Origin of the sequence: Nonomuraea recticatena (genome assembly GCF_039533245.1) — a bacterium.
GTDB lineage: Bacteria > Actinomycetota > Actinomycetes > Streptosporangiales > Streptosporangiaceae > Nonomuraea > Nonomuraea roseola.
This window is the reverse complement of record NZ_BAAATE010000020.1, coordinates 1-26,509: the sequence shown is the minus strand read 5'-3', so window position 1 is coordinate 26,509 and position 26,509 is coordinate 1. Positions and strand designations below refer to the sequence as shown.

Annotated in this window: 22 protein-coding genes; 12 read left to right on the top strand and 10 right to left on the bottom strand. The window is 69.9% G+C overall.

The window, feature by feature from the left end:
- The first annotated feature begins 22 nt into the window (after nt 1-22).
- Nucleotides 23-1,006 (top strand): hypothetical protein, encoded by a 984-nt coding sequence (locus ABFX50_RS31265; RefSeq protein ID WP_346151362.1) that lies wholly within the window; start codon nt 23-25, stop codon nt 1,004-1,006.
- Here the strand turns inward: ABFX50_RS31265 and ABFX50_RS31260 are convergent.
- The gene (locus tag ABFX50_RS31260; RefSeq protein WP_346125406.1) at nt 917-1,549 is read right to left on the bottom strand and encodes a VC0807 family protein; all 633 of its coding nucleotides are present in this window, start codon (nt 1,547-1,549) and stop codon (nt 917-919) included. The genes ABFX50_RS31265 and ABFX50_RS31260 overlap by 90 nt on opposite strands.
- 215 nt (nt 1,550-1,764) lie before the next feature.
- Here ABFX50_RS31260 and ABFX50_RS31255 point away from each other — a divergent pair, with 215 nt between their 5' ends.
- The gene (locus tag ABFX50_RS31255; protein ID WP_346151360.1) at nt 1,765-2,226 is read left to right on the top strand and encodes a hypothetical protein; all 462 of its coding nucleotides are present in this window, start codon (nt 1,765-1,767) and stop codon (nt 2,224-2,226) included.
- A gap of 9 nt (nt 2,227-2,235) precedes the next feature.
- Here ABFX50_RS31255 and leuE read toward each other — a convergent pair whose 3' ends face one another.
- Nucleotides 2,236-2,892 carry a leucine efflux protein LeuE gene (gene leuE / locus ABFX50_RS31250; RefSeq protein WP_346151358.1) on the bottom strand — a complete coding sequence of 219 codons (657 nt, stop codon included), beginning with the start codon at nt 2,890-2,892 and terminating at the stop codon, nt 2,236-2,238.
- Nucleotides 2,893-2,927: 35 nt separating this feature from the next.
- Nucleotides 2,928-4,133 (bottom strand): serine hydrolase domain-containing protein, encoded by a 1,206-nt coding sequence (locus ABFX50_RS31245; RefSeq protein ID WP_346151356.1) that lies wholly within the window; start codon nt 4,131-4,133, stop codon nt 2,928-2,930.
- A gap of 104 nt (nt 4,134-4,237) precedes the next feature.
- Here ABFX50_RS31245 and ABFX50_RS31240 point away from each other — a divergent pair, with 104 nt between their 5' ends.
- Nucleotides 4,238-4,726, top strand: coding sequence for a MarR family winged helix-turn-helix transcriptional regulator (locus tag ABFX50_RS31240; RefSeq protein WP_346151354.1), 489 nt, complete (start codon nt 4,238-4,240; stop codon nt 4,724-4,726).
- Here ABFX50_RS31240 and ABFX50_RS31235 read toward each other — a convergent pair.
- On the bottom strand, nt 4,723-5,916 hold the full coding sequence (locus ABFX50_RS31235) for an amidohydrolase family protein (RefSeq protein WP_346151351.1): 1,194 nt from the start codon (nt 5,914-5,916) through the stop codon (nt 4,723-4,725). The genes ABFX50_RS31240 and ABFX50_RS31235 overlap by 4 nt on opposite strands.
- Before the next feature lie 134 nt (nt 5,917-6,050).
- Between ABFX50_RS31235 and ABFX50_RS31230 the strand changes: the two genes are divergently transcribed.
- Nucleotides 6,051-8,117 (top strand): cellulase family glycosylhydrolase, encoded by a 2,067-nt coding sequence (locus ABFX50_RS31230; RefSeq protein WP_346151349.1) that lies wholly within the window; start codon nt 6,051-6,053, stop codon nt 8,115-8,117.
- A gap of 179 nt (nt 8,118-8,296) precedes the next feature.
- On the opposite strand, the gene ABFX50_RS31225 is transcribed toward ABFX50_RS31230, so the two are convergent.
- Entirely contained in the window at nt 8,297-8,773 is a 477-nt protein-coding gene (locus ABFX50_RS31225) for an Lrp/AsnC family transcriptional regulator (RefSeq protein ID WP_183648568.1), read from the bottom strand.
- A gap of 93 nt (nt 8,774-8,866) precedes the next feature.
- Here ABFX50_RS31225 and ABFX50_RS31220 point away from each other — a divergent pair, with 93 nt between their 5' ends.
- The 4 genes from ABFX50_RS31220 to ABFX50_RS31205 all read left to right on the top strand — a co-directional run bounded on the left by ABFX50_RS31220 (nt 8,867) and on the right by ABFX50_RS31205 (nt 15,053).
- Nucleotides 8,867-9,538: a nitroreductase family protein gene (locus tag ABFX50_RS31220; protein ID WP_346151347.1), complete on the top strand. Its 672-nt coding sequence runs from the start codon at nt 8,867-8,869 to the stop codon at nt 9,536-9,538.
- Nucleotides 9,539-9,613: 75 nt separating this feature from the next.
- Entirely contained in the window at nt 9,614-11,440 is a 1,827-nt protein-coding gene (locus ABFX50_RS31215; RefSeq protein ID WP_346151345.1) for a M14 family metallopeptidase, read from the top strand.
- Between the two features lie 380 nt (nt 11,441-11,820).
- A complete protein-coding gene (locus tag ABFX50_RS31210) occupies nt 11,821-13,380 on the top strand; it encodes a chitinase (protein WP_346151343.1) in 1,560 nt (519 codons plus the stop codon).
- Nucleotides 13,377-15,053, top strand: a complete 1,677-nt coding sequence (locus ABFX50_RS31205) for a carbohydrate-binding protein (protein WP_346151340.1) — start codon at nt 13,377-13,379, stop codon at nt 15,051-15,053. Before ABFX50_RS31210 ends, ABFX50_RS31205 begins: the two co-directional genes overlap by 4 nt.
- 50 nt (nt 15,054-15,103) lie before the next feature.
- On the opposite strand, the gene ABFX50_RS31200 is transcribed toward ABFX50_RS31205, so the two are convergent.
- Nucleotides 15,104-17,110: a molybdopterin-dependent oxidoreductase gene (locus tag ABFX50_RS31200; protein ID WP_346151338.1), complete on the bottom strand. Its 2,007-nt coding sequence runs from the start codon at nt 17,108-17,110 to the stop codon at nt 15,104-15,106.
- A 94-nt stretch (nt 17,111-17,204) separates the two neighbouring features.
- Here ABFX50_RS31200 and ABFX50_RS31195 point away from each other — a divergent pair, with 94 nt between their 5' ends.
- Nucleotides 17,205-18,566, top strand: a complete 1,362-nt coding sequence (locus ABFX50_RS31195; RefSeq protein ID WP_346151336.1) for a hypothetical protein — start codon at nt 17,205-17,207, stop codon at nt 18,564-18,566.
- An 18-nt stretch (nt 18,567-18,584) separates the two neighbouring features.
- Here the strand turns inward: ABFX50_RS31195 and ABFX50_RS31190 are convergent, their stop codons facing one another.
- Nucleotides 18,585-19,283, bottom strand: coding sequence for a ribosomal RNA small subunit methyltransferase A (locus ABFX50_RS31190; RefSeq protein ID WP_379479238.1), 699 nt, complete (start codon nt 19,281-19,283; stop codon nt 18,585-18,587).
- Nucleotides 19,284-19,600: 317 nt separating this feature from the next.
- On the opposite strand from ABFX50_RS31190, the gene ABFX50_RS31185 reads away from it, so the two are divergent.
- Complete coding sequence (locus ABFX50_RS31185) at nt 19,601-20,668, top strand: ATP-binding protein (protein ID WP_346151332.1); 1,068 nt, start codon at nt 19,601-19,603, stop codon at nt 20,666-20,668.
- Complete coding sequence (locus ABFX50_RS31180; RefSeq protein ID WP_346151330.1) at nt 20,665-22,434, top strand: vWA domain-containing protein; 1,770 nt, start codon at nt 20,665-20,667, stop codon at nt 22,432-22,434. Before ABFX50_RS31185 ends, ABFX50_RS31180 begins: the two co-directional genes overlap by 4 nt.
- Before the next feature lie 117 nt (nt 22,435-22,551).
- On the opposite strand, the gene ABFX50_RS31175 is transcribed toward ABFX50_RS31180, so the two are convergent.
- Entirely contained in the window at nt 22,552-22,965 is a 414-nt protein-coding gene (locus ABFX50_RS31175; RefSeq protein ID WP_346151329.1) for a hypothetical protein, read from the bottom strand.
- A gap of 147 nt (nt 22,966-23,112) precedes the next feature.
- Here ABFX50_RS31175 and ABFX50_RS31170 point away from each other — a divergent pair, with 147 nt between their 5' ends.
- Entirely contained in the window at nt 23,113-23,964 is an 852-nt protein-coding gene (locus tag ABFX50_RS31170; RefSeq protein WP_346151328.1) for a prenyltransferase/squalene oxidase repeat-containing protein, read from the top strand.
- 147 nt (nt 23,965-24,111) lie between these two features.
- On the opposite strand, the gene ABFX50_RS31165 is transcribed toward ABFX50_RS31170, so the two are convergent.
- Nucleotides 24,112-24,765 (bottom strand): helix-turn-helix domain-containing protein, encoded by a 654-nt coding sequence (locus tag ABFX50_RS31165; protein WP_346151327.1) that lies wholly within the window; start codon nt 24,763-24,765, stop codon nt 24,112-24,114.
- A gap of 199 nt (nt 24,766-24,964) precedes the next feature.
- Nucleotides 24,965-26,020: an AI-2E family transporter gene (locus ABFX50_RS31160; RefSeq protein WP_346151325.1), complete on the bottom strand. Its 1,056-nt coding sequence runs from the start codon at nt 26,018-26,020 to the stop codon at nt 24,965-24,967.
- Nucleotides 26,021-26,509 lie beyond the last annotated feature (489 nt).

The window sequence follows — 26,509 nt, the reverse complement described above, 5'->3', positions numbered from 1 at the left end:
CGGACCAGGCAGGTTCGGGAGCATGGACGTTCCCCGAGCCGGCATCGGCCGGATCACCGCCGCGGTGGTCGCGATGGCCGCCATCCTGCCCTACCTGACGATCAAGATCCTCTGGCTGACCGGCGACATGGTCGGCGTGACGGCTCCGTCCCTCATGAACTCCGCCACGATCGTCGGGCTCAACGCCATGACCTTCGGCATGGATCTGGTCGGCCTCCTGCTCGCGCTGGCCTTCACGATGCGGTGGGGGATGCGCCTGCCCGCCTGGCTGGTGCTCCTTCCGATCTGGGTGGGCATCGGGCTGCTGTCGCAGATCCTGGTGAGCCTGCCGGTCACGCTGCTGCTGGAAGGGCCAGGGGCCTTCGGCGAGGAGTTCCTCGCCGCCTGGGTGTACCTGGCCGTCTACGGCGGCTTCTCGCTGCAGGGCCTCGGGCTGATCGTCGCCTTCGTCCTCTACGCCCGCGACCGCTGGCCGTGGATCTTCGTCTCGGGCGGCAGGCGGACGGCCGTGCCGTTCCAGCACGTCGTGGGGCGTGGCAGCCTGCTGGTCACCATGGTCGTCGGCGGCGCGAAACTCTACTGGGCACTCGGCGGCACGGCCGGCCTGGACCCGGCGGTGGTGGCGGCGAAGACCACGGCGGGTGGGGTCGCGCTGGCCTTCAGCGGTGCGGTGGCGATCGGGGCCGCGCTCGCCTATCTGCACCTGCTACGCGGCCACGCGCCCTGGGCGGTGGCGCTGAGCTGGCTGGGCAGCGGGTCGCTGTTCGGCTGGGGCCTCTACAAGATGATCGTCATCGTGACCGCGGGCCCGCTGCGCGCGAACGTCCCGATGGTCGCCACCGACCTCGTGGACCTGTTCTCGCTCCTGACCGGGCTGGTGATGGGGCTGGCGGGCGCGTTCCTGCTGATCGAGAAGTCAGGCGGGGGTGTGCAGGCGGCGAAGGACCCGCTTGAAGGCCCACAGCGAGAAGGCGATCGCGAGACCGCTGATAGCGGCCACCGCTGAGGTGCGCAGCAGCATGTAGACGCCGATCATCGCCGACTCGTGGATGTAGAGCAGGATGCTCACCGTGGAGTTGGCCAGCAGCACGAAGGCCCACAGCAGGGTGATCCTGGCGAAGAACCTGCGCATCCGCTCGTGCCTGAGCACCGCCTGCGGCAGGTGGATGTAGTCGAGCGTGAGCTTCTGCACCATGGGCGCGTTCAGCCTGACCGAGGCGAGGAAGATCATGCTGATGCAGATCGTGCCGAACTCGGGCGTGAGGAAGAAGACGGCGTTGTTGCCGGTGACCAGCGCGATCAGGGTGCGGGCGGTGATCGCCACCGCGGCGAGGAACATCGTCGCGGGCACCCTGACCCTTCTGACGAGCCGCCATCCCACCCCGAGGTAGACCCATGACACCGCCGCGATCAGCGCGCCCGTCTCGCCCAGGATCATGAGGGCGGTGTAGAAGACGGCCAGCGGCGCGACGACGCCTTCGAGCAGGCGGGGGGCCGCCTGCTTGGCCATGGCGGTCAGGCGGGGCAGCACGACAGGGGGATGACTCAACTCTGCTCCGTAGGTCGGCCGGCGTTCAGCGTCTACCCAGGCTTCGCTGGACCAGGCATCGGCGGACGCTGCCACCGGGGTTACGGCACGGTTACCCCCGGCACGCGAGGGCGCGCCGGTGGCTTACCGTACCTGAGCCCTCCGAGTGCCACCGTCAGATTGTGCACACTCAGCACTTGTTGATCTTGTCCAGCCCGAATGTCATGATCCGTGACATGCGTCCTTACAAGTCCGTCGCGCTCGGACTGCTGATCGTCGCCCTCGACCTCCGATTAAACGGGTTCGACCTGCTCATGGACGTGATCGGGTGGGTCGTCGTCGTGGCGGCGCTCGGACGGGTGGGGCATCCGGCCTTCCACGGAGCCAGGGTGGCGGCGGTGGCGGCCGCCGTCGTCTCAGTGACGGAGCTCATGCCGCTGCCGTCCTCGCTGACCCTGATGCTCGGCCTCGCGGAGGTCCTGGCGGTGTGGATGATCGCGACGGGGATCATGGTCTCCCATCAGGACCCCCGCACCGTGCAGGTGTTCGGGCTGCTGCGCTGGGCGACGGTGGCCGCGGCGGGATGCGGGTTGCTGGCGGCCTTCACGGGGGCGTGGCCGCTGGCGTTCGCGGGGCTCGCCGTACGGCTCTGGCTCATCGTGGAGCTGCTCAGGGCCGAGCGCGTCGCCCCCGCGTAGAGGGAGGGATCAGCCCAGGCCCGCGGTGGCGAGTTTGGCCCCGAAGCCGAGGAAGAGGGCGCCGACGCCGGCGGTGAGCGTGGCCGACAGCCTGCGCCTGGACCTGAACTGCCCGGCCAGGAAGTTGCCCCCGAAGATCAGCGCCGACAGGTAGAGCGCGCTGAAGACCTGGATGATCGCGCCGAGGATGAGGAACGACACGGCGGGGGTGGCGTAGGAGGGGTCCACGAACAGGATGAAGTAGGAGACGAAGAACAGGATCGCCTTCGGGTTGAGCAGGCTGATCGTCAGCGCCTTGGTGAAGGGGCGCACGTCACGCTCGCTCACCAGGGCGTTGGCGGGGGCCTGCGCGGTGGAGGGGGAGCGCCAGGCTCTCCACGCTCCCCTGATCATCTGGAAGCCGATCCACCCGAGGTAGGCGGCGCCCGCGATCTTTACGATCATGAACACCAGCGGGGCCGAGCTCAGCAGCGACGCGGCGCCGGCGGAGGCCAGCACCATGAGGATCGTGTCGCCGACGAACACGCCCGCCGCCGCCCGGTAGCCCTGGCGCACGCCTCGCTGGGCGGCGAGCGCCAGCACGTAGAGCGAGTTGGGGCCGGGTAGCAGGATGATGAAGAACGCACCGACCATGTACGTCCAGATGTCGGTCACCCCGAAGAACATGCCTTTCACATTAGCGTGCCCTTTCGACGGACATGTCAGGTCGGGCGGTACCACAGGCCGCCGCGCGCCCGCCGGTGGCCGAGTGACCGGTAGACGGCGTCCACCAGCGCCTGTCCCCTCGGGTTGATGCCGAGGCCGGTGCCCTGGCGGTTCATCGTGTAGCCGAAGGCCAGGCGCGCGGGCGGGTCGCAGAAGCCGACCGAGCCGCCCATGCCCGCGTGGCCGAACGCCGTCTCGGTCAGCAGCGCCCCCTCGCTGTCGGCGGCGGGCAGGTGCCGGTTGTCGACGGCCTTCATGAAGCCGAGCGAGAACCTGGTCGGCACGAGCAGCACCGCGTCCACCGAGGAGGCGGACTGCGCGGGCGACATGATCGCCAGCTGCTCCTCGGTGACCAGTCCGCCCCCGCCGAGCGACAGCGGCCGGTACATCCCGGCCAGACCACGGGCGTTGGTGACGGCCCCGACCGCCCCGAACTCCGCCGCGTGCGCGGTCCTGGTGTCGGACTCGCCGGGGGTCGTCATGTACCCGCCGTCGTTGCCCAGCAGCAGGGCGGGAATCGAGGCAGGGTCGGCGAACGCCGCGGCGTAGAAGCTGGGCAGCCGCGCGGGAGGCTCGGCGGGGATCGTCGGCGCGACGCGTCCCTCCTGCTCCTCGGGCAGGCCCAGCCAGAAGTCGAGGCCGAGCGGCTCGGCCACCTCCTCGCGGAAGAAGGCACCGAGCGAGCGCCCGCTCACCCTGCGCACGACCTCCCCGACCAGGAACCCGAAGGTGAGAGCGTGGTAGCCGTGCCTGGTGCCAGGCTCCCAGAACGGCTCCTCGCCCGCGAGCCTGTCGGCCATCAGCTTCCAGTCGTAGAACCCCCCGCTCGGCAGCGGCTCGCGCAGGGCGGGCAGCCCCGCCTGGTGGGTCAGCAGGTGCCGCACCAGCGTGCCGTCCTTGCCTCGGGCGCCGTACTCGGGCCAGTGGCGCACGACCGGCGCGTCGAGATCGAGCTCCCCTCGGGAGGCGAGCATGTGCGCGCACAGCGCGGTGGCCCCCTTGGTGCACGACCAGACGTGTCCGATGGTGTCGTGCAGCCAGGGAAGGCCGGGGGCGGCGTCGCCACCCCAGAGGTCGACGACCGTCTCGCCGTCGACGACGACGCAGACCGACGCGCCCACCTCGCCGCGCTTGGTGAGGTTGCGCTCGAACTCCTCGGCGACCGTGGCGAATCGAGGGTCGCAGGCGCCCTGTACCGTCATTGCCTGAATTCACCATGAATCGCACTCCGCGTCCACCAGCGGAGCCGCCCCGGTGAGATCCGACGGATCCCGGGCGGTCGCCTCCGGTCCCCTAAGGTCTGAGCATGAGCAGCGAGCAGGACCCGATCGACGTCATCCTCGAGCAGTGGCGGCGGGAGCGGCCCGATCTCGACCTGTCGGCGATGGGGGTCTTCAGCAGGCTGGCCCAGGCGTCACGGCTCGTCGAGTCGGCGGTGGAGCAGGTCTTCAGGCGGCACGGCCTGCGCCCCGGAGAGTTCGACGTGCTGGCGGCGCTGCGCAGGTCGGGCCCGCCGTACACGCTGATCCCCTCCGAACTGTCCGACGTGCTGATGATGTCGCGGGCGGGCATGACCAACCGCATCGACAGGCTCGAGGCGGCCGGTCTGGTGGAGCGCAGCCTCGACCCCGCCGACCGCCGCAGCTTCCGCGTCGCGCTGACGCAGGAGGGACGCGAGGTCATCGACGCCACCCTCACCGAGCACGCGGCCAACCTGGCCAGGCTGGCCGCCCGTCTGACCGAGCAGGAGGCGGCCACGCTCGACACCGTCCTGCGCGGCATGCTGGCGCGCTAGCGCGCCTGCCGTACCCCTCTGCGCCAGATCTCCCTGATGGCGCGGGTGGCGGTGATGTCGGTGGTCGGGTCGCCCTCGACCAGCAGCAGGTCGGCGCGGAAGCCGGGCGCGATCCTGCCGCGATCGGCCAGCCCGAACCTGCGGGCGGGCACGCTGGTGGCGGCCGCGAGCGCCTCGGCGGGGCTCAGCCCGGCCTCCGTCAGCAGCAGCACCTCGCGGTGCATGCTGGCGCCGTGCAACGGCGCCCATGGGTTGGCGTCGGTGCCCGCGAGCAGCGCCACCCCTGCCCTGTGCAGCGCCGCGGCCGCCTGTACGGCGTTGCGAACCCCGTCGGGGTGGACGGGCACGACGCTCGGGTCACGGTCGAGGGCCGCCCTGGCCTGGGCGGGAAGCAGTGAGCCGATGCGCTCGTCGCGCACCAGCTCGGCGCCGCTCGGGTCGCCGGTGACCGCCTCGAAGTAGGTGAGCGTGCTGACCACGAACACGTCCTGGGCGGCGATCCTGGCGGCGACCTCCTGGGGGAGCGGGTCGGTGACGAGGTGGGCCAGGCCGTCGACGCCCGCGTCCAGGGCGACGACGGCGTCCTCGGTGGTGACCGCGTGCGCGATGGCCATGAGCCCGGCGGCGTGCCCCGCCTCGACGAGGGCGGCGACGACGTCGGGGGCGAGGACGGGCAGGTCGAGCCCCGCCACGTGCCCGCTGTCGATCACGATCTTGAGGTAGTCGGCGCCTTCGGCCAGCCGTGCCTCGACGAACGCCTTGGCCTGTCCCGCGTCGGCCACCGTGTCGAACGCACCGACCGCGTCGCCGAGGTCCTGTCCCGAGGTCGCCTCCATGATCTGGCTGGGATGCCCGCCGGGCGCGGTGGCGAGGATTCCCGAGCTGCGCAGGTCGGCCACGTCGTCGCGCTCGGCGGCCAGGCGGCGCTGGCGGGCCAGGTTCCCCGGCAGGCAGAACATGTCGAGCTCGGTCGTCACCCCGAACCTCAGCGCCTGGGCGAGGTCGCCGTCGAAGGTATGGGTGTGGGCGTCGATCAGGCCGGGCAGCAGAGTCGCTCCGGCGCCGTCGATCTCGAGGTCGGCGCGGCCGCCGTCGTAGGCGGCGAGCCTGTCGTCCTCGATCAGGACCTCGGTGCGGGGGATGGTCAGGACGCCGTCGAAGACGCGGACGTTTCGAATGAGGGTACGCATGCGCCTGATAGTAAGACGTCAAACTATCTGACGTCAAAGGACTGACCGCCGACTTTTGGGCCTTGTGTCGGCCAGGTGTCGGACCTATCCTCCGATTGTTCGTTAGTTAACTTTCCTAATAAACCGGAGAGGCGATGCTCCGACCCATTCGTTTCCTCGCCCTGACCGCCGTCCTCACCACCGCCTTAGCGGTTCCCGCCATGACCCCCGCCATGGCGCAGGCGCCCACCCGACACGAAGCGGAGAACGCCGCCGTCTCCCAGGGGACGGTCGAGTCCAACCACGCGGGGTTCAGCGGGACAGGCTTCGTCAACTACGACAACGTCGCAGGCGGCTACGTCGAGTTCGCCGTGAACGCGCCGTCGGCGGGGACCGCCTCGATCGTCCTTCGCTACGCCAACGGCACGACGACCAACAGGCCGATGACCGTCGCGGTCAACGGCACGAGCGTCACCCGTGACTTCCCCGGCACCGGGGCCTGGTCCACCTGGGCCTCCACCACGATCACCGCACCGGTCAACGCGGGCGCCAACACCATCCGCGCCACCGCCACCACCGCGGGAGGCGGGCCGAACCTCGACTACGCCGAGGTCGACGTGGCCGCCCCCGCCAGTGAGTACCAGGCGGAGAACGCGGTGATCTCGCAGGGCATCGTCGACACCAAGCACGCCGGCTACACCGGCAGCGGCTTCGTCGACTACGCCAACGTCGAGGGCTCCTACGTCGAGTTCACCGTCGACGCCGCCGCCGCGGGGAACGCGGCGCTGACCTTCCGCTACGCCAACGGCACGACCGTCAACAGGCCCCTTGCCGTCGCGGTCAACGGCACGAGCGTGAACCGCGACTTCCCCGGCACCGGCGCGTGGAGCACCTGGGCCGAGATCACGGTCAACGCGGCGCTGAGGGCGGGCCCCAACACCGTCCGCGCCACCGCCACCACCGCGAACGGCGGGCCCAACCTCGACCGCCTGACGGTCTCGGCGGGAGGCCCCTCCGACACCGAGAAGCCGACGGCGCCAGGCGGGCTGCGATCCACCGCCACCACCTCCAGCTCCATCTCCCTGGCCTGGAACGCCTCCACGGACAACAGCGGCACGATCAAGGACTACCGGGTCTACGAGGGCACGTCGCTGAAGGCCACCGTGAGCGGCACCTCGGCCACGATCACCGGCCTTGCCCCCTCCTCGACCCACACCTACACCGTGACCGCGCGCGACCCCTCGGACAACGAGTCCGACAGGAGCGCCTCCGTCACCGCCACCACCCAGGCGGGCGGCACCGGCACCCCGGTGCAGGCCAACGGCCAGCTCAAGGTCTGCGGCGTACGGCTGTGCAACGAGCGCGGCGAGCAGATCCAGCTGCGCGGCATGAGCACGCACGGCCTGCAGTGGTACTCCCAGTGCCTCAACACCGCCTCACTCGACGCGCTGGCCACCGACTGGAAGTCCGACATCCTGCGGATCTCGATGTACATCCAGGACGGCGGCTACGAGAGCAACCCCCGGCAGTTCACCGACAGGGTCCACAACCTGATCGAGATGGCCACCGCGCGCGGCATGTACGCCATCGTCGACTGGCACATGCTCGACCCCGGCGACCCGATGTACAACCTCAGCAGGGCCAAGACGTTCTTCACCGAGATCGCCCAGCGGCACAACGGCAAGAACAACCTGCTGTACGAGATCGCCAACGAGCCGAGCGGCGTCTCCTGGTCCACGATCAGGAACTACGCCCACCAGCTCATCCCGGTGATCAGGCAGAACGACCCCGACACCCCGATCCTCGTCGGCACCCGCGCCTGGTCGTCGCTGGGCGTCTCCGAGGGGTCCGACGAGAACGAGGTCGTCGCCAACCCGGTCAACGCGACCAACATCATGTACACCTTCCACTTCTACGCCGCCTCCCACGGCAGCGACTACCTGAACACGCTGTCGAGGGCCGCCGACAGGATCCCGGTCTTCGTCACCGAGTTCGGCACCCAGGAGGCCACGGGTGACGGGCCGAACAACTTCACCAGGTCGCAGCAGTACATCGACCTGATGGCGCAGAAGAAGATCAGCTGGGTGAACTGGAACTACTCCGACGACTTCCGCTCAGGCGCCGTCTTCACCACCGGCACCTGCCCGAACGGCCCCTTCGCCGGCACCTCGCGGCTCAAGCCTGCCGGCGTCTGGATCCGCGACCGCGTCCGCGCCGACTGACAGGAGCCGACTGACAGGAAACGTGTGAGGCAGCCCGCGCGGCCCGAACGACCGCGCGGGCTCGCTCGCGTGCCGTGAACTCGCGTCCCGTGAACTCGCCTCCCGTGAAACCCGTCTCCCGTGAAACCCGTCTCCGGGGGCCTGCCGGCTCGCGGGGGCGGTCCGTCCGCCCGTCGTGCCTATCCGCGCAGCCGCGCCAGCGGGTGCACCCGGTGGGCGACGACCTCGGACAGCGTGATGACGGTCGTGCTGCGCCGTACGCCGGGGATGGTCAGCATGCCGTCGATCACCCGCTGGATGTGCTCGTTGTCGCGACCGGCCAGGCGGCACCACACGTCGCCCTGACCGGTGACGATGTGGGCCTCGAGCAGCTCGGGGATGGCGTGCAGGGCGGCGGAGATGTGCTCGCGGGAGGCCTGCTCCACCTCCAGGGTGGCGAACGCCTGCACCGGGTAGCCCAGCGCGGCGGGGGAGAGCACGGGACCGAAGCCGGTGATCACGCCGTCGGCGCTCATCCGGTCGAGCCTGGCCTGCACGGTGCCGCGCGCGACGCCGAGCAGGCGGGCGATCTCCAGCAGGCCGGTGCGGGGGCGCTCGCGCACCAGGCGCAGGATCTCGAGGTCGAGCGCGTCCAATCCCTTGCGGCGTGCCGGCAATTCGTCTCCTGAGAGTGGCTTCGGCTGTCAGTTCGTCAGGATAGCCACGCCGGTGTTGTCACGATCGCCAGGTGTGCCGAGACTGCGGGTTCCATGGAGCACACGTATCCGTTCGTTCCCTATGCGCCCGACCGTTACGACGAGGCGGACATGATCCGCAGAGGCAGGGACTTCTTCGAGCACGTCGACAGGCGGCGCAGCGTCCGCTTCTTCAGCGACGAGCCCGTGCCGCGCGAGTGCGTGGAGCTGGCCGTCATGGCGGCCAACACCGCGCCCTCCGGCGCGCACCAGCAGCCGTGGAAGTTCGTGGTGATCGGCGACGCCGAGACCAGGCGGCGGATCAGGCTGGCCGCCGAGGAGGAGGAGCGCCAGAACTACGAGGGAGGGCGGCTGACCCCCGAGTGGCGGCAGGCGCTGGCTCGGCTGGAGACCACCTCCGACAAGGGCTACCTCGAGGTGGTCCCGTGGATCGTGGTGTGCTTCGCGGAGAAATACGGCCTGCGCCCCGACGGCGGCAGGGTCAAGCACTACTACGTCAACGAGAGCGTGGGCATCGCGTGCGGGCTGTTCATCACCGCGCTGCACACGATGGGCCTGTCGACGCTCACGCACACCCCCAACCCCATGGCCTTCCTCAGCGAGATCTGCTCCCGGCCTGGCAACGAGCGGCCCTACATCCTCTTTCCCGTCGGCTACGCGGCCCCCGGCGCGGAGGTCCCGGACCTGACGAGGAAGCCCCTGAGCGAGGCTCTGGTGCATTTCTGAAATTTGGGCCTATTACGGTTGTTCATCCTTCTCCACTCTCAGTGCAGACGCTCGTCAAGCCCGAGGAGGCTGAAGGTGAAAAGCCGATTAGTCGTCCTGCTCTCCGTCCTGGCCCTGATCTGCCTGACCGGCATGACAGGGGCGGGCGCGTCCGCCGAACCGCCGCGCAACAAGCAGTACAAGGTGCAGGGACCCGCAGACGCCAGGCAGCGCAGCGCCGTCGCCGCCACCGGCGCGGCGATCGACGCGGTGGCGTCCGACTCCGTGGTGGTCACCGCCACCACGGACGAGATCGCCGCGATCAAACGGCTCGGCTACCGCGTCGTGGAGCTGCCGTCCCCGTTACCCCCGTCCGATGCGAGGACTTCTGACTTCCCGCCATCGGACTCCGGCTACCACAACTACGCGGAGATGACCGCGAACGTGAACGCGCTGGTGGCCGCCTACCCCGCGATCGCCAGCAAGTTCGTCTACGGCAACTCCTACGAGGGCAGGCAGCTGATCGGCGTCAAGATCAGTGACAACGTCGGCTCCGACGAGGCCGAGCCCGAGGTGCTCTTCACCGCCCACCAGCACGCCCGCGAGCACCTCACGGTCGAGATGGCGCTGTACATCATGCACCTGCTCGCCGAGGGCTACGGCAGCGACGCCCGCATCACCAACCTCGTCAACACGCGCGAGATCTGGATCATGCCGGACCTCAACCCCGACGGCGGCGAGTACGACATCGCCACGGGCTCCTACCGCTCGTGGCGCAAGAACCGCCAGCCCAACGCGGGCTCCTCCGCCGTCGGCACCGACATGAACCGCAACTGGGGCTACAACTGGGGCTGCTGCGGCGGCTCCTCGGGCACCCCCTCCAGTGACACCTACCGCGGTCCCTCGGCCGAGTCGGCCCCCGAGGTCAAGGCCGTGGCCGACTGGGTGCGCGGCCGCGTCGTCGGCGGCGTGCAGCAGATCAAGTCGCACATCGACTGGCACACCTACAGCGAGCTGATCCTCTGGCCGTACGGCTACACCTTCAACGACACCGCGCCCGGCCTGACCCAGGACGACAGGGACGCGCACGCCACCCTCGGCCAGAACATGGCCTCCACCAACGGGTACACCCCTGAGCAGGCCAGCGACCTCTACATCACCGACGGCACCATCGACGACTGGCTGTGGGGCGTCCACAAGATCTTCAGCTTCACGTTCGAGATGTACCCGACGGGCTCCAGCCCCGGCTTCTACCCGCCGGACGAGCAGATCGTCCCGCAGACCACCCGCAACAAGGAGGCCGTGCTCCGCTTCCTCGAGTACTCCGACTGCGTCTACCGCATCATCGGCAAGGAGGCGCAGTACTGCGGGAGCGGCGGAGGGACCACCGTCTACTCCGACACCTTCGAGACCGCCACCGGCTGGACCGTCAACCCGGGCGGCACCGACACCGCCACGCTCGGCCAGTGGGAGCGAGGCGACCCCGCCGCCACCACCTCCTCGGGGGCCAAGCAGCTCGGCACCACGGTCAGCGGCGTCAACGACCTGGTGACCGGACGCCTCGCGGGCTCCTCCGCCGGCGCGTACGACATCGACGGCGGCGTCACCACCATCCAGTCCCCGCCGATCACCCTGCCGGCCTCGGGCACGCTCAACCTGTCGCTGTCGTGGTACCTGGCGCACGGCTCGAACTCCTCCAGCGCCGACTACTTCAGGGTGCGGGTCGTCGGCACCACCACGAGCACCGTCGTCAACCAGCAGGGGGCCGCCTCCAACAGGAACGGCTCGTGGACGGTGGCGACGGCGAACCTGAGCTCGCACGCGGGGCAGACGGTCAGGATCGTCATCGATGCGGCGGACGCCTCCACCGCCTCCCTGGTCGAGGCCGCCGTCGACGACGTCAAGATCACCCACCAACCCTGACAGAGGGCGCAGGGAGCCGGCAACCCCGGCCCCTGCGCTCCACCCACGACCGCCCCTCCAGGTCTCCTCGCAGGCAGGAAGGAAGGGGCGGACACCCGCCTCTCCAGGTCTCTTCGCGGACCGGAGGGGCGGGTTTTTTGGGTCTTGTAAGGGGTCGGTGGCAAGGCTACGATCGCGACAACTCTTAGGAAACTTTCCTAAAAGAAATCATGGCCAACGTCCGACCTGCGAAGACACGTCGTCCCTCGGCCGGTCCGATCGAGGGAGCACCCTGCGCCGCGAGTCTCACCGCCATGGGCGCGTGGAGGCGGCGCACCCCCGCCTGACTCACTCTGACAGCCCCTGCAAAGGGAGCGCACCCCCCGAAAAGAAGGAACAGCGTGAGATTACGCGCATCAGTGGTCGCCCTGATCACCCTCGCCCTCACCCTGGTCGCCCTGCCCGCACAGGCCGCAGGCCTCACCGCGACCTTCACCAAGGCCGCCGACTGGGGCTCGGGCTTCGAGGGAAGGGTCACCGTCACCAACGGCACCGCCGCCCCCGTCAGCTGGAACGTCCAGTTCGACCTGCCCGCCGGGCACACCGTCCCCTCCGCGTGGGACGCGGTCATGGTCCGCAGCGGCCAGCACTACACCTTCACCCCTCCGAGCTGGGCAGGACAGCTCGCGGCGGGCGCCAGCGCCAGCTTCGGCTTCAACGGCAGCCCCGGCAACTTCCCCGGCATCACCGGCTGCACCGTCAACGGCGCCTCCTGCGGAGGCGGCGAGCCCCAGCCCGGCGTGCCGGGACAGCCGGGCGCCGTGAGCGCCACCTCCACCACCGGCGCCATCTCCCTGTCATGGGGTACGGCCGGCGGCACCGTCACCGGCTACCGCGTCTACGAGGGCTCGACGCTCAAGACCACCGTGACCGCCACGAGCGCCACCATCTCCGGCCTCGGCGCGTGCGAGACCCACACCTACACCGTCAAGGCCTACAACTCCGTCGGCGAATCGGCAGGCCGCGACGCCACCGCCACCACCGCGGGCTGCACCACGGGCCCGCTGCCCAGGCACTTCCTCACCGGCTACTGGCACAACTTCGTCAACCCCGCCGTGGAGCTCAAGCTCTCGGCCGTGCCCGCCGAGTACGACCTGGTCGCGATCGCCTTCGGCGAGGCCACCTCGACCCCTGGCGAGGTCGTCTTCGGCGTCGACCAGGGCCTGGCCACCGCGGTGGGCGGCTACACCGACGCCCAGTTCAAGGCCGACGTCGCCGCCCTGCACCAGCGCGGCAAGAAGGTCATCCTGTCGGTCGGCGGAGAGGCGGGACGCGTCCAGGTCGCCAGTTCGGCGGCGGCCACGACGTTCGCCGACTCCGTCCACGCCCTGATGCAGGGCTACGGCTTCGACGGCGTCGACATCGACCTGGAGAACGGGCTCAACGCCACCTACATGGCCCAGGCGCTGCGGTCGCTGCGCGCCAAGGCGGGCTCGGGGCTGATCATCACGATGGCGCCGCAGACCATCGACATGCAGTCGACCGGCGCGGAGTACTTCAAGCTCGCCCTGTCCATCAAGGACATCCTCACCGTCGTCCACACGCAGTTCTACAACTCGGGCTCGATGCTCGGCTGCGACCAGAACGCCGCCTACTCCCAGGGCACCGTCAACTTCATGGTGGCGCTGGCCTGCATCCAGCTCGAGAACGGCCTGCGCCCCGACCAGGTCGCCCTCGGCCTGCCCGCGGGCCCCGGCGCGGCAGGCGGCGGCATCGTCTCGCCCGCCCTGGTCAACCAGGCGCTCGACTGCCTGGCCAAGCGCACGAGCTGCGGGAGCTTCGTCCCGCCCCGCGCCTACCCCGACATCAGGGGCGCGATGACCTGGTCCATCAACTGGGACGCCAGCCACAACTGGAACTTCTCCAAGACCGTCAAGCCGCACCTCCAGGGAATGCCATGAGACGCATCATGCTCGCCTTACTGGCCGCCTTCGCCCTCGCGGGCACGGGCCTGGCCACGACTACCCCGGCCGCCGCGCACAGCGTCACAGTGGCCGCCTACCCCGCCTGGCAGGCCTGGACGTCCTACACGATCGGCACCCGCGTCACCCACAACGGCGTCGACTACGAGTGCATCCAGGCGCACACCTCGCAGCCGGGCTGGGAGCCTTCCAACGTGCCCGCCCTGTGGAAGGCGGTCTCGGGCGGCGGCGACACCACCGCGCCCTCGGTGCCCGGCAACCTGCGCTCCACGGGCAGCACGTCCAGCAGCATCGCGCTGGCGTGGAACGCCTCCACCGACAACGTCGCCGTCACCGGCTACAACGTCTACAGGGGCTCGACGCTGGTGACCACCGTCACCGGCACCACCCACACCGACACCGGTCTGGCCTCGGGCACGAGCCACACCTACACCGTCCGCGCCCGCGACGCGGCCGGGAACCTGTCGGCCGCGAGCAACGCCGTCACCGCCTCCACCTCGGGCGGCACGGGCGTGCCTGGGCAGCCGGGCGCGCCGAGCGTCACGGGCGCCACCAACAGCTCGATCTCGCTGTCGTGGGGCGCGTCGAGCGGCACCGTCACCGGCTACCGCGTCTACGAGGGCTCGACCCAGCGTGCCCAGGTCACGGGCGTCTCGGCCACGGTCTCCGGGCTCGGCGTCTGCACCTCGCACACCTACACCGTCAGGGCCTACAACTCCGCGGGCGAGTCGGCCTCCAGCGCCTCCGTCACCGGCTCGACGACCGGCTGCCCGACCGGCGCGCGCATGCCGGGCGCGCCGTACCTCTACATGGGCTGGGGCAACCCGCCCAACCCCGGCACCGTCATGGACGCCACCGGCGTGAAGTCCTTCACCATGGCCTTCATCCTGTCCAGCGGCGGCTGCAACCCCGCGTGGGACGGCAACCGGCCGCTGACCGGCGGCGCCGACGCCCAGGCCATCTCCACGATCAAGTCGAAGGGCGGCAGCGTCCAGATCTCCTTCGGCGGCTGGTCGGGCAACAAGCTCGGCCCGAACTGCTCCTCTCCCGAGGCCTTCGCCGGCGCCGTCCAGCAGGTCATCAACGCCGTCGGCCCCGCCGTCGTCGACTTCGACATCGAGAACAGCGACGAGTTCGAGAACTACACCGTGCAGGACCGCATCCTGAACGGCCTGAAGATCGTCAAGGCCAACAACCCGAACGTCAAGGTGGTCGTCACCTTCGGCACCACCACGACGGGACCGAACGCCCACGGCATCCGCCTGATCAACCGCTCCAAGGAGCTCGCGGTGCCGATCGACAACTACACGATCATGCCGTTCGACTTCGGCGGCTCCAACATCTACAACGACACCGTCAACGCCTCGGAGGGGCTGAAGAACGCGCTGAAGAACGCCTTCGGCTGGAGCGACGCCCAGGCCTACGCCAAGATGGGCATCTCCGGCATGAACGGCCTGTCCGACCAGCAGGAGCTCACCACCCCGGCGACCTGGGCCCAGATCACCGACTGGGCCAAGTCCAAGGGGCTGACCAGGCTGGCGTACTGGGCGGTCAACCGTGACCGTCCGTGCCCGGGCGGCGGCGTGGTCTCCCACTGCAGCGGCATCGCGCAGACCGAGTGGGAGTTCACCAGGATCACCGCAGGGTTCTGATCCCGCTCGCCGGGGGAGGGACCGCCAGGTGCCAGGCGCTCCCTCCCCCTTCAGCCCTGCTGTCCCCTGTGCCTGACCATCAGCGTCGGCTTCACCGGCTGGCCGGTTCCCGGCGGCCGGTAGGTGGGCAGCGCCTCGCCGTACTCGTGCATCCAGTCGTGGTCGACGAAGGTGTGCATGCGGCCCGAGAGGGTCCGCCACGGCATCCCCTCCGGCCGTACGGCGGGCCCCGGCACCGCGGCCAGCAGCGCCGCGGTCTCCGGATAGTTCCGCTCGACGAGCACGCCGCGCACGAAGTCCCTGCGCGTGCCGAGATGGTCCACCGCGAGCTTGGCGAAGGTCTCGGCCAGCTGCCGGACATCGGGCAGCGGGAAGTCGGCGTACTCCGAGGCGCCGAGCAGCAGGTCCAGCTTGCCCGCGGGAGCGCTCTGGTCGGCGCACGGCAGCCCTGGCGCCGCCCCGATCAGGTGGTGCAGGAAGCAGTCGTCGACCTGGTCGCTGTGCGCCAGCGTGAGCACCCTGGGCCAGTTCGCCGGGTGGTCGGGATCGTCGCAGGCATGCCTGGACGGCTCGGCCACCGTGTCGAGCGAATTGCGGTCGTACTCGGGCGCCATCGGCAACCAGCCCTCGCGCACGGCCTCGACCAGCACGGAGGCGGGCACCCTGTCGTTGAACAGCCCCTCGCCCAGCACCCACGACAGCATCCCCACGTCGGTGCCGTCGTAGCGCCATCTGTCGCCGTGCAGGTAGAAGTAGGCGCCGGCCTCCACCACCCGCTCGCCCTCGGCCCTCGGCCTGACCCAGCCGCCGCCCTGCACCCCGGCGCACCCGGTGAGCACCAGCAGCGGCAGAATCGCCCTGTGCGCGGTGTCGGCGTGCTCGGTGCCCAGCCGTCCCGGCATGATCATGCACCTGCCGCCGGTGCGCAGCGCGGTCTCGCCCAGCTCGCGGGCGAGCCTGACCGCCCGCGCCGCCTGGACCCCGGTGATCGGCTCCTGCCAGCCAGGCGTGTACGGCTCGAGCGCGTCGTCGTACCCGGTCGGCCACGTGCCCGGCAGCCCGTCGCGCGCCACGCCGTACTGCGCGAGCAGCAGGTCGTAGACGGTCGTCACCACGTGCTCGCCCACCCGCACCACCGGCACGCCGCGACGCAGCAGCGCCGACCCCTCGTCGAAGCGGGCGAGCAGCACCTCGGCCGCGCCGCCGCCCTTGCCGTACATGGTGAGCGCGGGGTCGGTCTCCAGCGTCAGGTTCCAGTGGGCGTGGTCGCGGCGGAACCCCAGCGAGCCGTTCGGCACCACGGGCCTGCCGCCCCTGCCGAGCAGGACGGTCTTCAGATGCGCGGTGGGCGAGTGGTCGCCCAGGTCGGCGGCGGTCAGGAAGCGGTGCGGCACGTACCCGCCGGCGCGCTCGCGCAGGCGCACCAGGAAGGGCAGGTCGGTGCGGTGCTTGGCGTGCTCGGCGAAGGCGGGCGCCTCCACGTGGAACTCCTTCAGCAGCACGTGCCCCATCGCCATGGCCAGCGCCGCGTCGGTGCCCGCGCGCACCACGACCGTCTCGTCGGACAGCCGCGTCGGATGCCGCCCGATCGCCACCACCTTCTGGCCCTTGTAGCGGCCCGCGACCAGCCAGTGCGTGTCGGGGGAGCGGACCGCGCGGTCGTTCTCGCCCCACACGATCGCGAGGGCGGCGTGCGCCCAGTCGGCCGGCTCGGGCACCTCGGCGCAGGGGCCGAAGACCTGGTCGGCGGCGAGCGGCTGGTCCACCAGCACCGCGCCGCCGATCAGCCCGACGAAGCGGGAGAGCGTGGAGGTGGAGTGTGCCGCCACCCTGTCGGGGCCGTGGACGGCGATCGTGTGCACGTGGGCGGCCGCGGCGATCTCGGTCATCTCGGCGTCGCCGACGGGCGAGACCTCCTGGCCGCGGGCCCTCTGGTAGGCCCTTCTCGCCTGCGGGTTGGCTGTGAGTTCGGCCCAGGCCGCGACCGGATCATGAAGCCTGCTGAGCGCCTCTCGATAGAAGCCGACCAGCCGCGCGTTGCCCCGTGATCCCCCCATGCTCCTAATTGAACACACAGAGTGACGATCCGGGCCGGAGCGACCCGCGCAACAGGTGGCAGTACCTCCAAACGTGCGGCAGTCTAGGACCGCCATGGATTACGCAGTGCTCACGGGGATCGTCCTCGTCTCAGGTGTCGTGCTCGCCCTCGTCGCGCAATGGCGCGATTGGCGCCCTCCCCTCTGGCTCGCCATAGCGGTGGGCGTGGGGGTGCGCGTGCTCATCATGTACACCTCCGCCATCGACACCTGGCAGCCCGTCGACTTCGTCAACAGCTTCAAACCGGCGGGCGAGGCGGTGCTCAACCGGCAGGACCCCGTCCTGGGAAGCAACGGCGGCTGGCACTTCCTGCCGACCATCCCCTACGTCTACGGGATCCTGCTCTGGCTGGGCATCCCGTGGGAGTACGCCGGCCGCCTGGTCACCGTGGTCGCCGACATCGTGCTGATCCCGCTGGTCGGCAAGCTGGCGGGCGGCCCCCGCGCCTCGCTGCGCGCCTTCCAGTACGCGCTCAGCCCGCTCGCCCTGCTGGTCGCCTCCGTGCACGGCCAGGTCGAGCCCGTCGCGCTGGTCTTCGGCGTCGCGGCCTTCGTCGTCGCCCGCGGCCCCGGCGATCCGCACCGGCCGGGTGTCACGATGACCGTGCGCGAGATGCTCGGTCTCGGCGGCGGATGGCGCGGTCTCGGCCCGGCCGTCAGGCAGTCGGTCACCCACCTCGCGAGCCTGGCCAGGCCCGCCTTCACCTTCCACGCCCACGAACGGCCCGCCTACCGCAGGGCCCTGTGGGCCGGGCTGCTGATGGGCTTGGCGCTGTGCGCGAAGAGCTGGCCGATCTGGCTCATCCCCGGCATGCTCCTGCTGCTGCGCGGCTTCAGGCCCAGGCTGATCGGGCTGATCGCCACCGGCATCCCGCCGATCTTCTTCCTGGTGACGCTGCCGATCTTCGCGGGCACCTCGCTGTCGGACATCCCCAAGGTGATGGACGTCATGAGCGACATCCGCCCGATCATCGGCGAGTGGGGTTGGACCGCGATCCACGCCAGAGGCAACTGGGACCTCGATCCCACAGCCGCCAAGATCGGAACCTACCTGATCTACGCCAGCGTGCTGGCCGTCTGCTGGGTGTGGCGCAGGGCCGACCCCGTCGACCTGACCACCGCGATCCTGCTGGTCTTCATGGTCGTCACGCCGCGCCTGGGCGCGCAGTACCTGCTGTGGTTCGTGCCGTTCCTGATCGCCAGGCCCACCCGCTTCGCCTGGCCCGCCCTGCTCGGCACGGCGCTGTGGGCCTCGATCGGCTATCTGTGGATGACACAGCACTGGAAGATCTGGCAGGACTGGCACCCCGGCTGGGCGATGGCCTCGATCGTGCTGCTGCCGGTGCTCGCCCTGGCGATGCCGTGGGGGAGGCGGGTCTTCGCCGCCCCCACCGTCCCGCTGGAGGGGCCGCGGTAGCACCGCGACCCCTCGCCGCTAGCGCGACAGGTTCCCGAACAGCGTGATCCACTGGTCGGGGTGGACGAACGCGACGACCGTGTCACGGGCGATGCCCGCACGGGCGAACGCCGCGTCCACCCCGCCGTAGTGCGGGCGCAACGAGGCGTACAGCGAGCCGCCGACACCCCCGAAGCCCAGCCTGACCAGCTCGGCGAAGCCGTCGGCGTCGTCGAGCAGCGGCTCGGGACGCCGTTCGATGCGCAGGATGCCCGAGTCGACAGAGGGCACGGGCCTGAAGCTCTCCCTGCCCACCCTGCCGACCAGCTCCCACGTGAACCACGGCCAGCTCTCCACGGTGAGCAGGCTCCACCTGCCGAAGTCACCGCTGCGCTTGCGCGCGTACTCCAGCTGGGTGAGCAGCGTCGCCGACGTGAGCGCCGGCGCGCGCAGGCACCAGTCGACGATCTTCGAGGTGATCGAGTAGGGGATGTTCCCCACGACCGCGAACGGCTCGGCCGGCGGCCGTACGGAGGTGAAGTCGCCCTTGACGATCCTCAGCCCCGTCCTGGCCTTGAGCTTGACCGCCAGCAGCGGGTCGATCTCGTAGCCGACGACCTCGGCGCCCGTCGCCGCGAGCGCGACGGTCAGGGCGCCCTCACCGGCGCCAGGTTCGAGGACCAGGCCGCTGGGCCTGGCCGCCTTCACCATCAGCTCGACGGCATGCCGATCGACCAGGAAGTTCTGCGAGAGCTCCCGCCGCGCCCGATCTCTGGGCGTGCGACCGCCACCGCTGTTCCTGGCCTTCTTCTGGGTGTGCGAATAATTTCCGTGCGCGAAGTTCTGCGCCACAGCAAAAGCCCTTTCGGGTCCTCGAGACGAATGGGATCTCGACGGGCCCTGGGCTCGCGAACATGCGGAGCTAGCGAGCCAGAGCCCGGCTGCCGCGCATGCGGATGTAGTAGACGCATGAGTTACAGGTCATGGCGGCGAGCCTACGGAAGGCCGCCGGTAAATGCGATGCGTTTTCCTGCGGAGATCGTCACCCTGGTGGCATGCAGGCAACGGTCACCGTCACTCCCTCCCGCCTGCCCGAGGTGTTGCTCCACGTCGCCGTGGTGCGTCCCGTCTTCCTCTGGGGCGCGCCAGGCATCGGCAAGAGCTCCTTGGTCAGGCAGTTCGCCGACTCCCTCGGGCTCGAGTGCGTCACGCTCCTCGGCACGCAGCTCGCGCCCGAGGACCTCATCGGCGTGCCCGAGCTCGTCGGCGGGCGCAGCAGGTTCGCGCCGCCCGAGTCGATCGCCAGGGACGAGCCGTACTGCCTGTTCCTCGACGAGCTGAACGCCAGCGCGCCCGAGGTGCAGAAGGCGTTCTACTCGCTGATCCTCGACCGCAGGATCGGCTCCTACGAGCTGCCCGAGGGCTCGGTCGTGATCGGCGCGGGCAACAGGGCCGGCGACAACGCCCTCGCCCGCCCGATGGCCTCGGCGCTGGTCAACCGCCTGGTCCACGTCCACCTGCGCGTCTCCGCCGACGACTGGCTGAAGTGGGCGGCGGCCAACGGCGTCCACCCGTGGATCGTCGACTACCTCATCCAGCGGCCCGACCACCTCTGGAGCGCGCCGCCCAAGACGGAGGAGCCCTTCTCCTCGCCGCGCGCCTGGCACATGCTCTCCGACGTCATGTACTCCTTCGGCCCCTCGGAGTCGCTCGACGACGACACCCTCGCCGTGTTGGCCTTCGGCACGCTCACCACCTCGCACGCCTCGGCCTTCCGCGCCTACGTCAAGACCGTGCGGCACGCCTACGACCTCGACGCCGTCATCAAGGGCGAGGTGTCGTGGCCGCGCCGTCCCGAGGACCGCGACCTGCTCTACTTCCTGTCGGAGACCTTCCGCGCCAGGCTGGTCAAGGAGCTGCCCGCCGACAAGCGCGGCGCGTCGGCCCGAGGCAGGGACCTGGGCTTCCGCGCCAAGACGCTGCTGGTGGAGCTGGCGGAGATCTCGCTGGAGTGCGCGCAGCTGGTCATCGCCAACGACGAGAACGGCGCGCCCGCCCTGCCCACCTGGTTCCTGGTGGAGGTCGGCCGCGACCTGCCTCGCCTGATCGCCGCCCGCTCATGAGCAGGAGAGCCGCAGGCCGCGACAGGAAGGCCGACCCGTGGCGCCTGGAGGCGCTCAAGGGCTGGCAGCTCGCGAGCGGGCACCCCCTGTTCGGCCACTACCACCGCCGGCTGGTGGAGGACCGGCAGACCTACGTCACCGCCCACGGCGACGTCCACTACGACACCGCCACCCGCGCCGACGCCGCCGAGTGGGCGTGGACGTTCGCACACCTCATGCTGCACCTCGGCTTCGGCCACGCCGACCCCGGCACCTGCGCCCCCGCCGACCTCGGGCCCAAGGAGTCGGACACCTGCCACCTGCCCGACTCCGCCTACCTGGCGGCCTGCTGCGTGGCCGTCGACCGTTTCCTCACCACGCTCAAGCTCGGCCGCAACCCCGCACCGCTGCCCGCCACACTCCCCACCGAGGACGAGGTCACGCTGTCGGAACGCTGGCGCGGAACCGGCGTGCCGGCCGAACACGCCCCGCTCGGCCCCGCCGACTTCCGCATCGGCTCACGCGAGCAGGCCACCGTCCACGACTACCCGCGCTCCTTCGCCATCGGCGTCGCCAGGACCGCCACCTCGGCCCTCGAGCTGGCGGGCACCTCAAAAACCCGGCAGGAAGGCCCGTGGGACAGGGCGCTGAGCTGGTTCGTCTCCTCCTACCCCCTGCTCGGCGCGCTGGCTGCGGGCATGACGGTCGTCGCCGATGCCGAACTCGCCAGAGGCTGGGACATCTCGATCGCCGCCGTCAGCGCCGAGGCGGCCGAGATCTACATCAACCCGCTGGCCGGGCTCCAGACCGAGGAGTGGCGCTTCGTGCTGGCCCACGAGATGCTGCACGCCGCGCTCAGGCACGGCGAGCGCCTCGGCGGGCGCGACCCCTTCGTGTGGAACGTCGCCTGCGACTACGTGATCAACGGCTGGCTGGTCGAGATGGGCGTCGGCGAGCTGCCCGAAGGGCTGCTGCACGACCCCTCGCTGGCGGGCCTGTCGGCCGAGGCCGTCTACGACAGGATCGTCACCGACCTGCGCCGCCTGCGCAGGCTCGCCACCCTGCGAGGGCGCGGCCTCGGCGACGTGCTCGACAGGCCCATCGGCGGCGGCAAGGGCTATCTCGACCTCGACGACTACTACCGCAACGCGCTCAGCCAGGGGCTGGTCTACCACCAGAGCAGCGGGCGGGGGCTGGTGCCGTACGGGCTGGAGCAGGAGATCCGCGCGCTCGACCAGCCGCCGCTGCCATGGGACGCCAGGCTCGCCCGCTGGTTCGACGAGCACGTGCCCGCCGTCGAGAAGCGCCGCTCCTACGCCCGCGCCTCCCGCCGCCAGGCCGCCAGCCCCGGCATCCCGCGCCCCGGCTGGATCCGCCCCGAAGAGGTCGTACGGCAGGCCACCTTCGGCGTCGTCCTCGATACCTCGGGCTCGATGGACACCAAACTGCTCGGCAAGGCGCTGGGCGCGATCGCCTCCTACGCCACCGCCCGCGACGTGCCGCGCGCCCGCGTGATCTTCTGCGACGCCGCGGCCTACGACGCCGGATACCTGCCGGTGGAGGACATCGCGACCCGAGTGCGGGTGCGCGGACGCGGGGGCACCGTGCTGCAGCCGGGGGTCAACCTGCTGGAGCGGGCCGAGGACTTCCCCCAGGACGGGCCAATCCTGGTGATCACCGACGGGGACTGCGACGTGCTGAGAATCAGGAGAGAGCACGCCTTCCTCATCCCGCAGAGCGCCAGGCTGCCTTTCAGACCGCGCGGGCCGGTCTTCGCGATGAAGTGAACGTGTAGCGGGGCGAGACGGGCGGGCTGGTGACCTGCCAGAACTCGGTCGACTCGCGGTAGCCGTCGGCGAGCGCGAACCTTCAGGCGGCTCGCGTGTCGACGACCGGGGCGCTGGCTATTCCGTGACGACCAGCCGTACGAGGTGACCGTGCGTGGCGTAACCGGGAGGGTCGCCCGGCATCACGCCGGTCACGCAGTCGAAGGTATCCGGGGCGCTCTGCCGTACGAAGAACGAGGGCTCGGCGATCGCGGCCAGCAGCCTGATGACGGCCCTGTACACCTTGATCCCCTCGAGCGGCTCGTCGGGACGTACGGTCACCTCGTACACGCCGTCCTCCTGCAGCCGCTCGCCCAGCACCTGCCAGCCGGGGGCGCGGCGCAGGTGGGGCAGCAGGTGGGCGTGCGGATCCTCGGCCACCCACCCGGGCCTGGAGGCGGCCTCGGTGAGAGCGTGAAGGGCGGGAAGGATCGAGCTGCCGTCGCTGATCCCAGAGAACCGTTCGTCTGTGTCCCAACGCCGCTGTTCCATGCCCCCGATTGTGACAACCAGAGCCGCCCTTGTGACCAGATGACGGACTCCCGTTATCGCAGCCGCCGTGCCTCCAGAAGCTGCCAGGCCAGAGGATGGCTGATTTCTACAAGGCGGCGACCACGTCCCCGCCGTACGTTGAAGGGCATGGAACGTGAAGCAGAGCGATACCTCCAGGTGAATGCCAGGCTCATCGAAAGGCTCAGGTTCGAGGCGCTGTACAGGGGCGGTTCGAAGGAGCGCGTGCTTCAGGTCCTGCGCGGGTACCAGAACCCCGACGGCGGCTTCGGCCACGCCATGGAACCCGACCTTCGAGGGCCGTCCAGCCAGCCGGAACCGGTCGAAGTGGCGTTCTGGATCCTGGACGAGCTCGACGCCTTCGACGACCCGATGGTCGCCGCCGCCTGCGACTATCTGGTCTCCATCACCACGAAGGACGGCGGCGTGCCCTTCGTCCTGCCCAGCGTCAGCGAGGCGCCGCACGCGCCGTGGTGGGAGCCCGAGGACGACCCGCCCGGCAGTCTCATCCCCACCGCCTCCATCGCCGGACTCCTCCACAAGCACGGTGTGCGGCACCCGTGGCTCGAGTCCGCCACCTCGTTCTGCTGGAGCGCCATCGCCGGGATCGAGGAGACCACGCCGTACTACGCCCGCGCCATCGTCACCTTCCTCGACCTGGTCGACGACAGGGAGCGGGCGGACGCGGAGTTCGCCAGGCTCAAGGAGGCGATTCTCGCGACGGTCACGATGGATCCCTTCGCGGAGGGCGAGGCGCACTTCCCCCTGGACTTCGCGCCCGCGCCGCTGCGCCACCTCTCCCTGTTCTCGGACGAGACTCTCGCCGAGCACCTCGACGCGCTGGTCCGGCTGCAGACGCCCGAGGGCGGGTGGGAGCCCAACTTCCCGATGTGGACGCCGCTGGTCCGCCACGAATGGGGCGGCTACCTGACCGTGGCCACCCTCAAGACCCTCCGCGCGTACGGCCGCCCGACCACCTGATCTCACTGCGGCGTCTTCCCAACGAGGACGATCCACCGCCTCCCCGAGTCCCTCGAAGACCGCCATCGGCCCCGGGAAGACCACGCGGGTTGGATGGCCTCCTCCCAGCTGACTCGATCCGCCGTCGCAGCGGGACGCGAGGGCATGTCAGGCCGCGACGAGGAGGCCGCTCATCGGGACGCCGCTCAAACGTTTCACCTCGTGGGAGAGATGAGCCTGGTCGGTGTATCCGCTCTCCGCGGCCACCGTGGCCAGCGGCACCCCCGATCGGGCCAGGCTGAGCGCCCGCTGGAACCGCACGATCCGCTGCAAGGTCTTCGGCGAGTAGCCGAACGCCGCCACAGCCCTCCTGTGCAGGTGCCGCTCACTCAGTCCGAGATCCCTCGCCACCTCTCGCACCGATGACCCACTCCGCAGCGCGGCGGCGATGGCGGGGGCCGCGGGGTCCGGCGTGGCGCTCTTCCGCAACCGTTCGGCCAGGGCCTCGAGCGTCAGATCAGCGGGAAGCCCGAGGTCGGCGAACGAAACGCGTTCGTCGCGCAGCTCGCCGGCCGGCACGCCGAGCAGCCCGCCCAGTGCGCCCGGCCTGAACCGGATGCCTCTGTACACGTCGCCCGCGCGCATGCGCACCGGCACGGGCCCTGTGTCCGGCCCCGCCACGTGGGGCCCTTCCGGCCCCCAGATCAGGTCGACGCAGGCGTCGGGCACCACGATCTGGGTGCCTTCCTCCGCGCAGTCCTGCTTCCACAGGCAGGCCACCCGATCGGCGAGCGACGCACCAGGGCTCCATTCCGCGTACATGCTGTCCACGCTACGACCCGCCACCGACACTTCGCCGAAGCGTCCCTGCGCTGCTGATGTGCCGCAGCCGGGGGAGGTTCCACGTGACGGTGGCCAGCCGGAGTCCCGCTGGAGTACGCGTGATGGACGGGCGCCCGCCACGTGACCGCGGTGGGCTGTGGGTGGCTTCGCCGTACCGGAAGATGCGGGAACGGAAAGACTACGGAGAGCCGGTCGGACGAGGGGACGGGTCGCCCGAGACGAGGGCGGCGGCCCAGCGGGCGCTTGGGTCGCTGTCGATGAGCAGGGCGCGCGCCAGCAGGCTGAGCGGGATCGCGAGCACCGCCCCGAGCGGCCCCAGCACGAACGTCCACACGATGAGCGACAACAGGGTCATCGTGGTCGAAAGCCCCACCGCGTCGCCGAGGAACTTCGGCAGGATGAACGACTGGAACACCACGTTGATGGCGCAGTAGGCGGCGATGACCAGGAGCATCTGCCGCACACCACCATCGAGCAGGGCGAGCATCGCGGGTGGGAGCAGACCGAGCACGAAGCCGATGTTCGGGATATAGGTCGTGATGAGCGCCAGCACTCCCCAGAGCAGTGGCAAGGGGACGCCGAGCAGCGCCAACGCCGCCACGTCGAACGCGGCGCAGATGATCCCGAAAACCGTGGAGACCAGCAGATACCGCCGCGTCTTTCCGGCGAAGGTGGCTAGGGAGGAGACCAGGGCGGGTCTGTGCTCCCTGCCCGAATCAAGGATCTTCGCCATCACCGGCGCGTCGAGGGACATCGCCAGCAGGAGCACCACCATCAGGAACAAGCCCGACAGGACGGCCAGCAGACTCGCCAGCAACGACTGGGCGAGACTCAGTACCTTGCCCGGGTCGAAGGACTGAATCGCCTGGTTGAGCTGCGCGTTGCTGATGCCGTGCTCGGTGGCGAAACGTTGCGCGTCCGCGAGTAGTTGCTGGAACTCCGGGGCGTACGTGGGGAGGATCCCGGCAAGCTGGGCCATCGAGATCGTCAGCACCCCGACCATCCCGAGCAGGACGAGCACCACGATCAGGAACGGCACCGCCACCTGTGCCCAGATGGGAGCGCCGCGCGAGCCGAGCCACCTTCGTACGGGGGAGACGGCGATCACGAGCACGAGCGCCAGGACCAGGGGGCCCACGATCGAGGCGACCTCGCGCAGACCGAACAGCGTGACGACCGCCCCGGCCGCCGTGAGCAGGACGATCAGCGCCCGCGGGGCCGAGTGATCGTTCATTTCGCCTACATACCCCGGCATCCCATGCGAACACCGCCCAAAGTGCCCGATCCACTACGACAGGTAGCTGAACCTTCTCTTTCTGTACGGCCGAGCGTCGATTTGACGGTTGGCGGGGTCGTACATAGAGTTCACCAGTCCCAACCGGTCGGCGATGATCGCCGGCCGTCCAGGGAAACCTCCTTGACCAACTCCGCACCTTCGATCGTCATGTTCGCGGGTGAGTCTGATTCGACAGGAATCAGATGTCGGCGTAAGTTAGAGGGGTTGCCCCGGAAGCGGGGCGGTCTGGATTTCCGCAGGTCAAACCGATGAAAGTCAAATCACTGAATTTGACACGAATCGGAAGGGCTGAAAGAATAAGGACATAACGAAGCGAGTGCCACCGGGCAGGTGACGGTGAATGCGTCCGTTTCTTGAGAACTCAACAGTGTGTTAAAAGCCAGTGCATGATGCACAACCCCGTCCATTGGACGGATTCCTTTGGTT

What these genes read in the sequence shown, in the direction of transcription:
- ABFX50_RS31265 (WP_346151362.1), top strand. Translation starts at nt 23, where the DNA reads ATGGACGTTCCCCGAGCCGGCATCGGCCGGATCACCGCCGCGGTGGTC.
- ABFX50_RS31255 (WP_346151360.1), top strand. Translation starts at nt 1,765, where the DNA reads ATGCGTCCTTACAAGTCCGTCGCGCTCGGACTGCTGATCGTCGCCCTC.
- leuE (WP_346151358.1), bottom strand. Translation starts at nt 2,892, where the DNA reads ATGTTCTTCGGGGTGACCGACATCTGGACGTACATGGTCGGTGCGTTC.
- ABFX50_RS31245 (WP_346151356.1), bottom strand. Translation starts at nt 4,133, where the DNA reads ATGACGGTACAGGGCGCCTGCGACCCTCGATTCGCCACGGTCGCCGAG.
- ABFX50_RS31240 (WP_346151354.1), top strand. Translation starts at nt 4,238, where the DNA reads ATGAGCAGCGAGCAGGACCCGATCGACGTCATCCTCGAGCAGTGGCGG.
- ABFX50_RS31235 (WP_346151351.1), bottom strand. Translation starts at nt 5,916, where the DNA reads ATGCGTACCCTCATTCGAAACGTCCGCGTCTTCGACGGCGTCCTGACC.
- ABFX50_RS31230 (WP_346151349.1), top strand. Translation starts at nt 6,051, where the DNA reads ATGCTCCGACCCATTCGTTTCCTCGCCCTGACCGCCGTCCTCACCACC.
- ABFX50_RS31220 (WP_346151347.1), top strand. Translation starts at nt 8,867, where the DNA reads ATGGAGCACACGTATCCGTTCGTTCCCTATGCGCCCGACCGTTACGAC.
- ABFX50_RS31205 (WP_346151340.1), top strand. Translation starts at nt 13,377, where the DNA reads ATGAGACGCATCATGCTCGCCTTACTGGCCGCCTTCGCCCTCGCGGGC.
- ABFX50_RS31200 (WP_346151338.1), bottom strand. Translation starts at nt 17,110, where the DNA reads ATGGGGGGATCACGGGGCAACGCGCGGCTGGTCGGCTTCTATCGAGAG.
- ABFX50_RS31195 (WP_346151336.1), top strand. Translation starts at nt 17,205, where the DNA reads ATGGATTACGCAGTGCTCACGGGGATCGTCCTCGTCTCAGGTGTCGTG.
- ABFX50_RS31185 (WP_346151332.1), top strand. Translation starts at nt 19,601, where the DNA reads ATGCAGGCAACGGTCACCGTCACTCCCTCCCGCCTGCCCGAGGTGTTG.
- ABFX50_RS31180 (WP_346151330.1), top strand. Translation starts at nt 20,665, where the DNA reads ATGAGCAGGAGAGCCGCAGGCCGCGACAGGAAGGCCGACCCGTGGCGC.
- ABFX50_RS31175 (WP_346151329.1), bottom strand. Translation starts at nt 22,965, where the DNA reads ATGGAACAGCGGCGTTGGGACACAGACGAACGGTTCTCTGGGATCAGC.
- ABFX50_RS31170 (WP_346151328.1), top strand. Translation starts at nt 23,113, where the DNA reads ATGGAACGTGAAGCAGAGCGATACCTCCAGGTGAATGCCAGGCTCATC.
- ABFX50_RS31165 (WP_346151327.1), bottom strand. Translation starts at nt 24,765, where the DNA reads ATGTACGCGGAATGGAGCCCTGGTGCGTCGCTCGCCGATCGGGTGGCC.
- ABFX50_RS31160 (WP_346151325.1), bottom strand. Translation starts at nt 26,020, where the DNA reads ATGAACGATCACTCGGCCCCGCGGGCGCTGATCGTCCTGCTCACGGCG.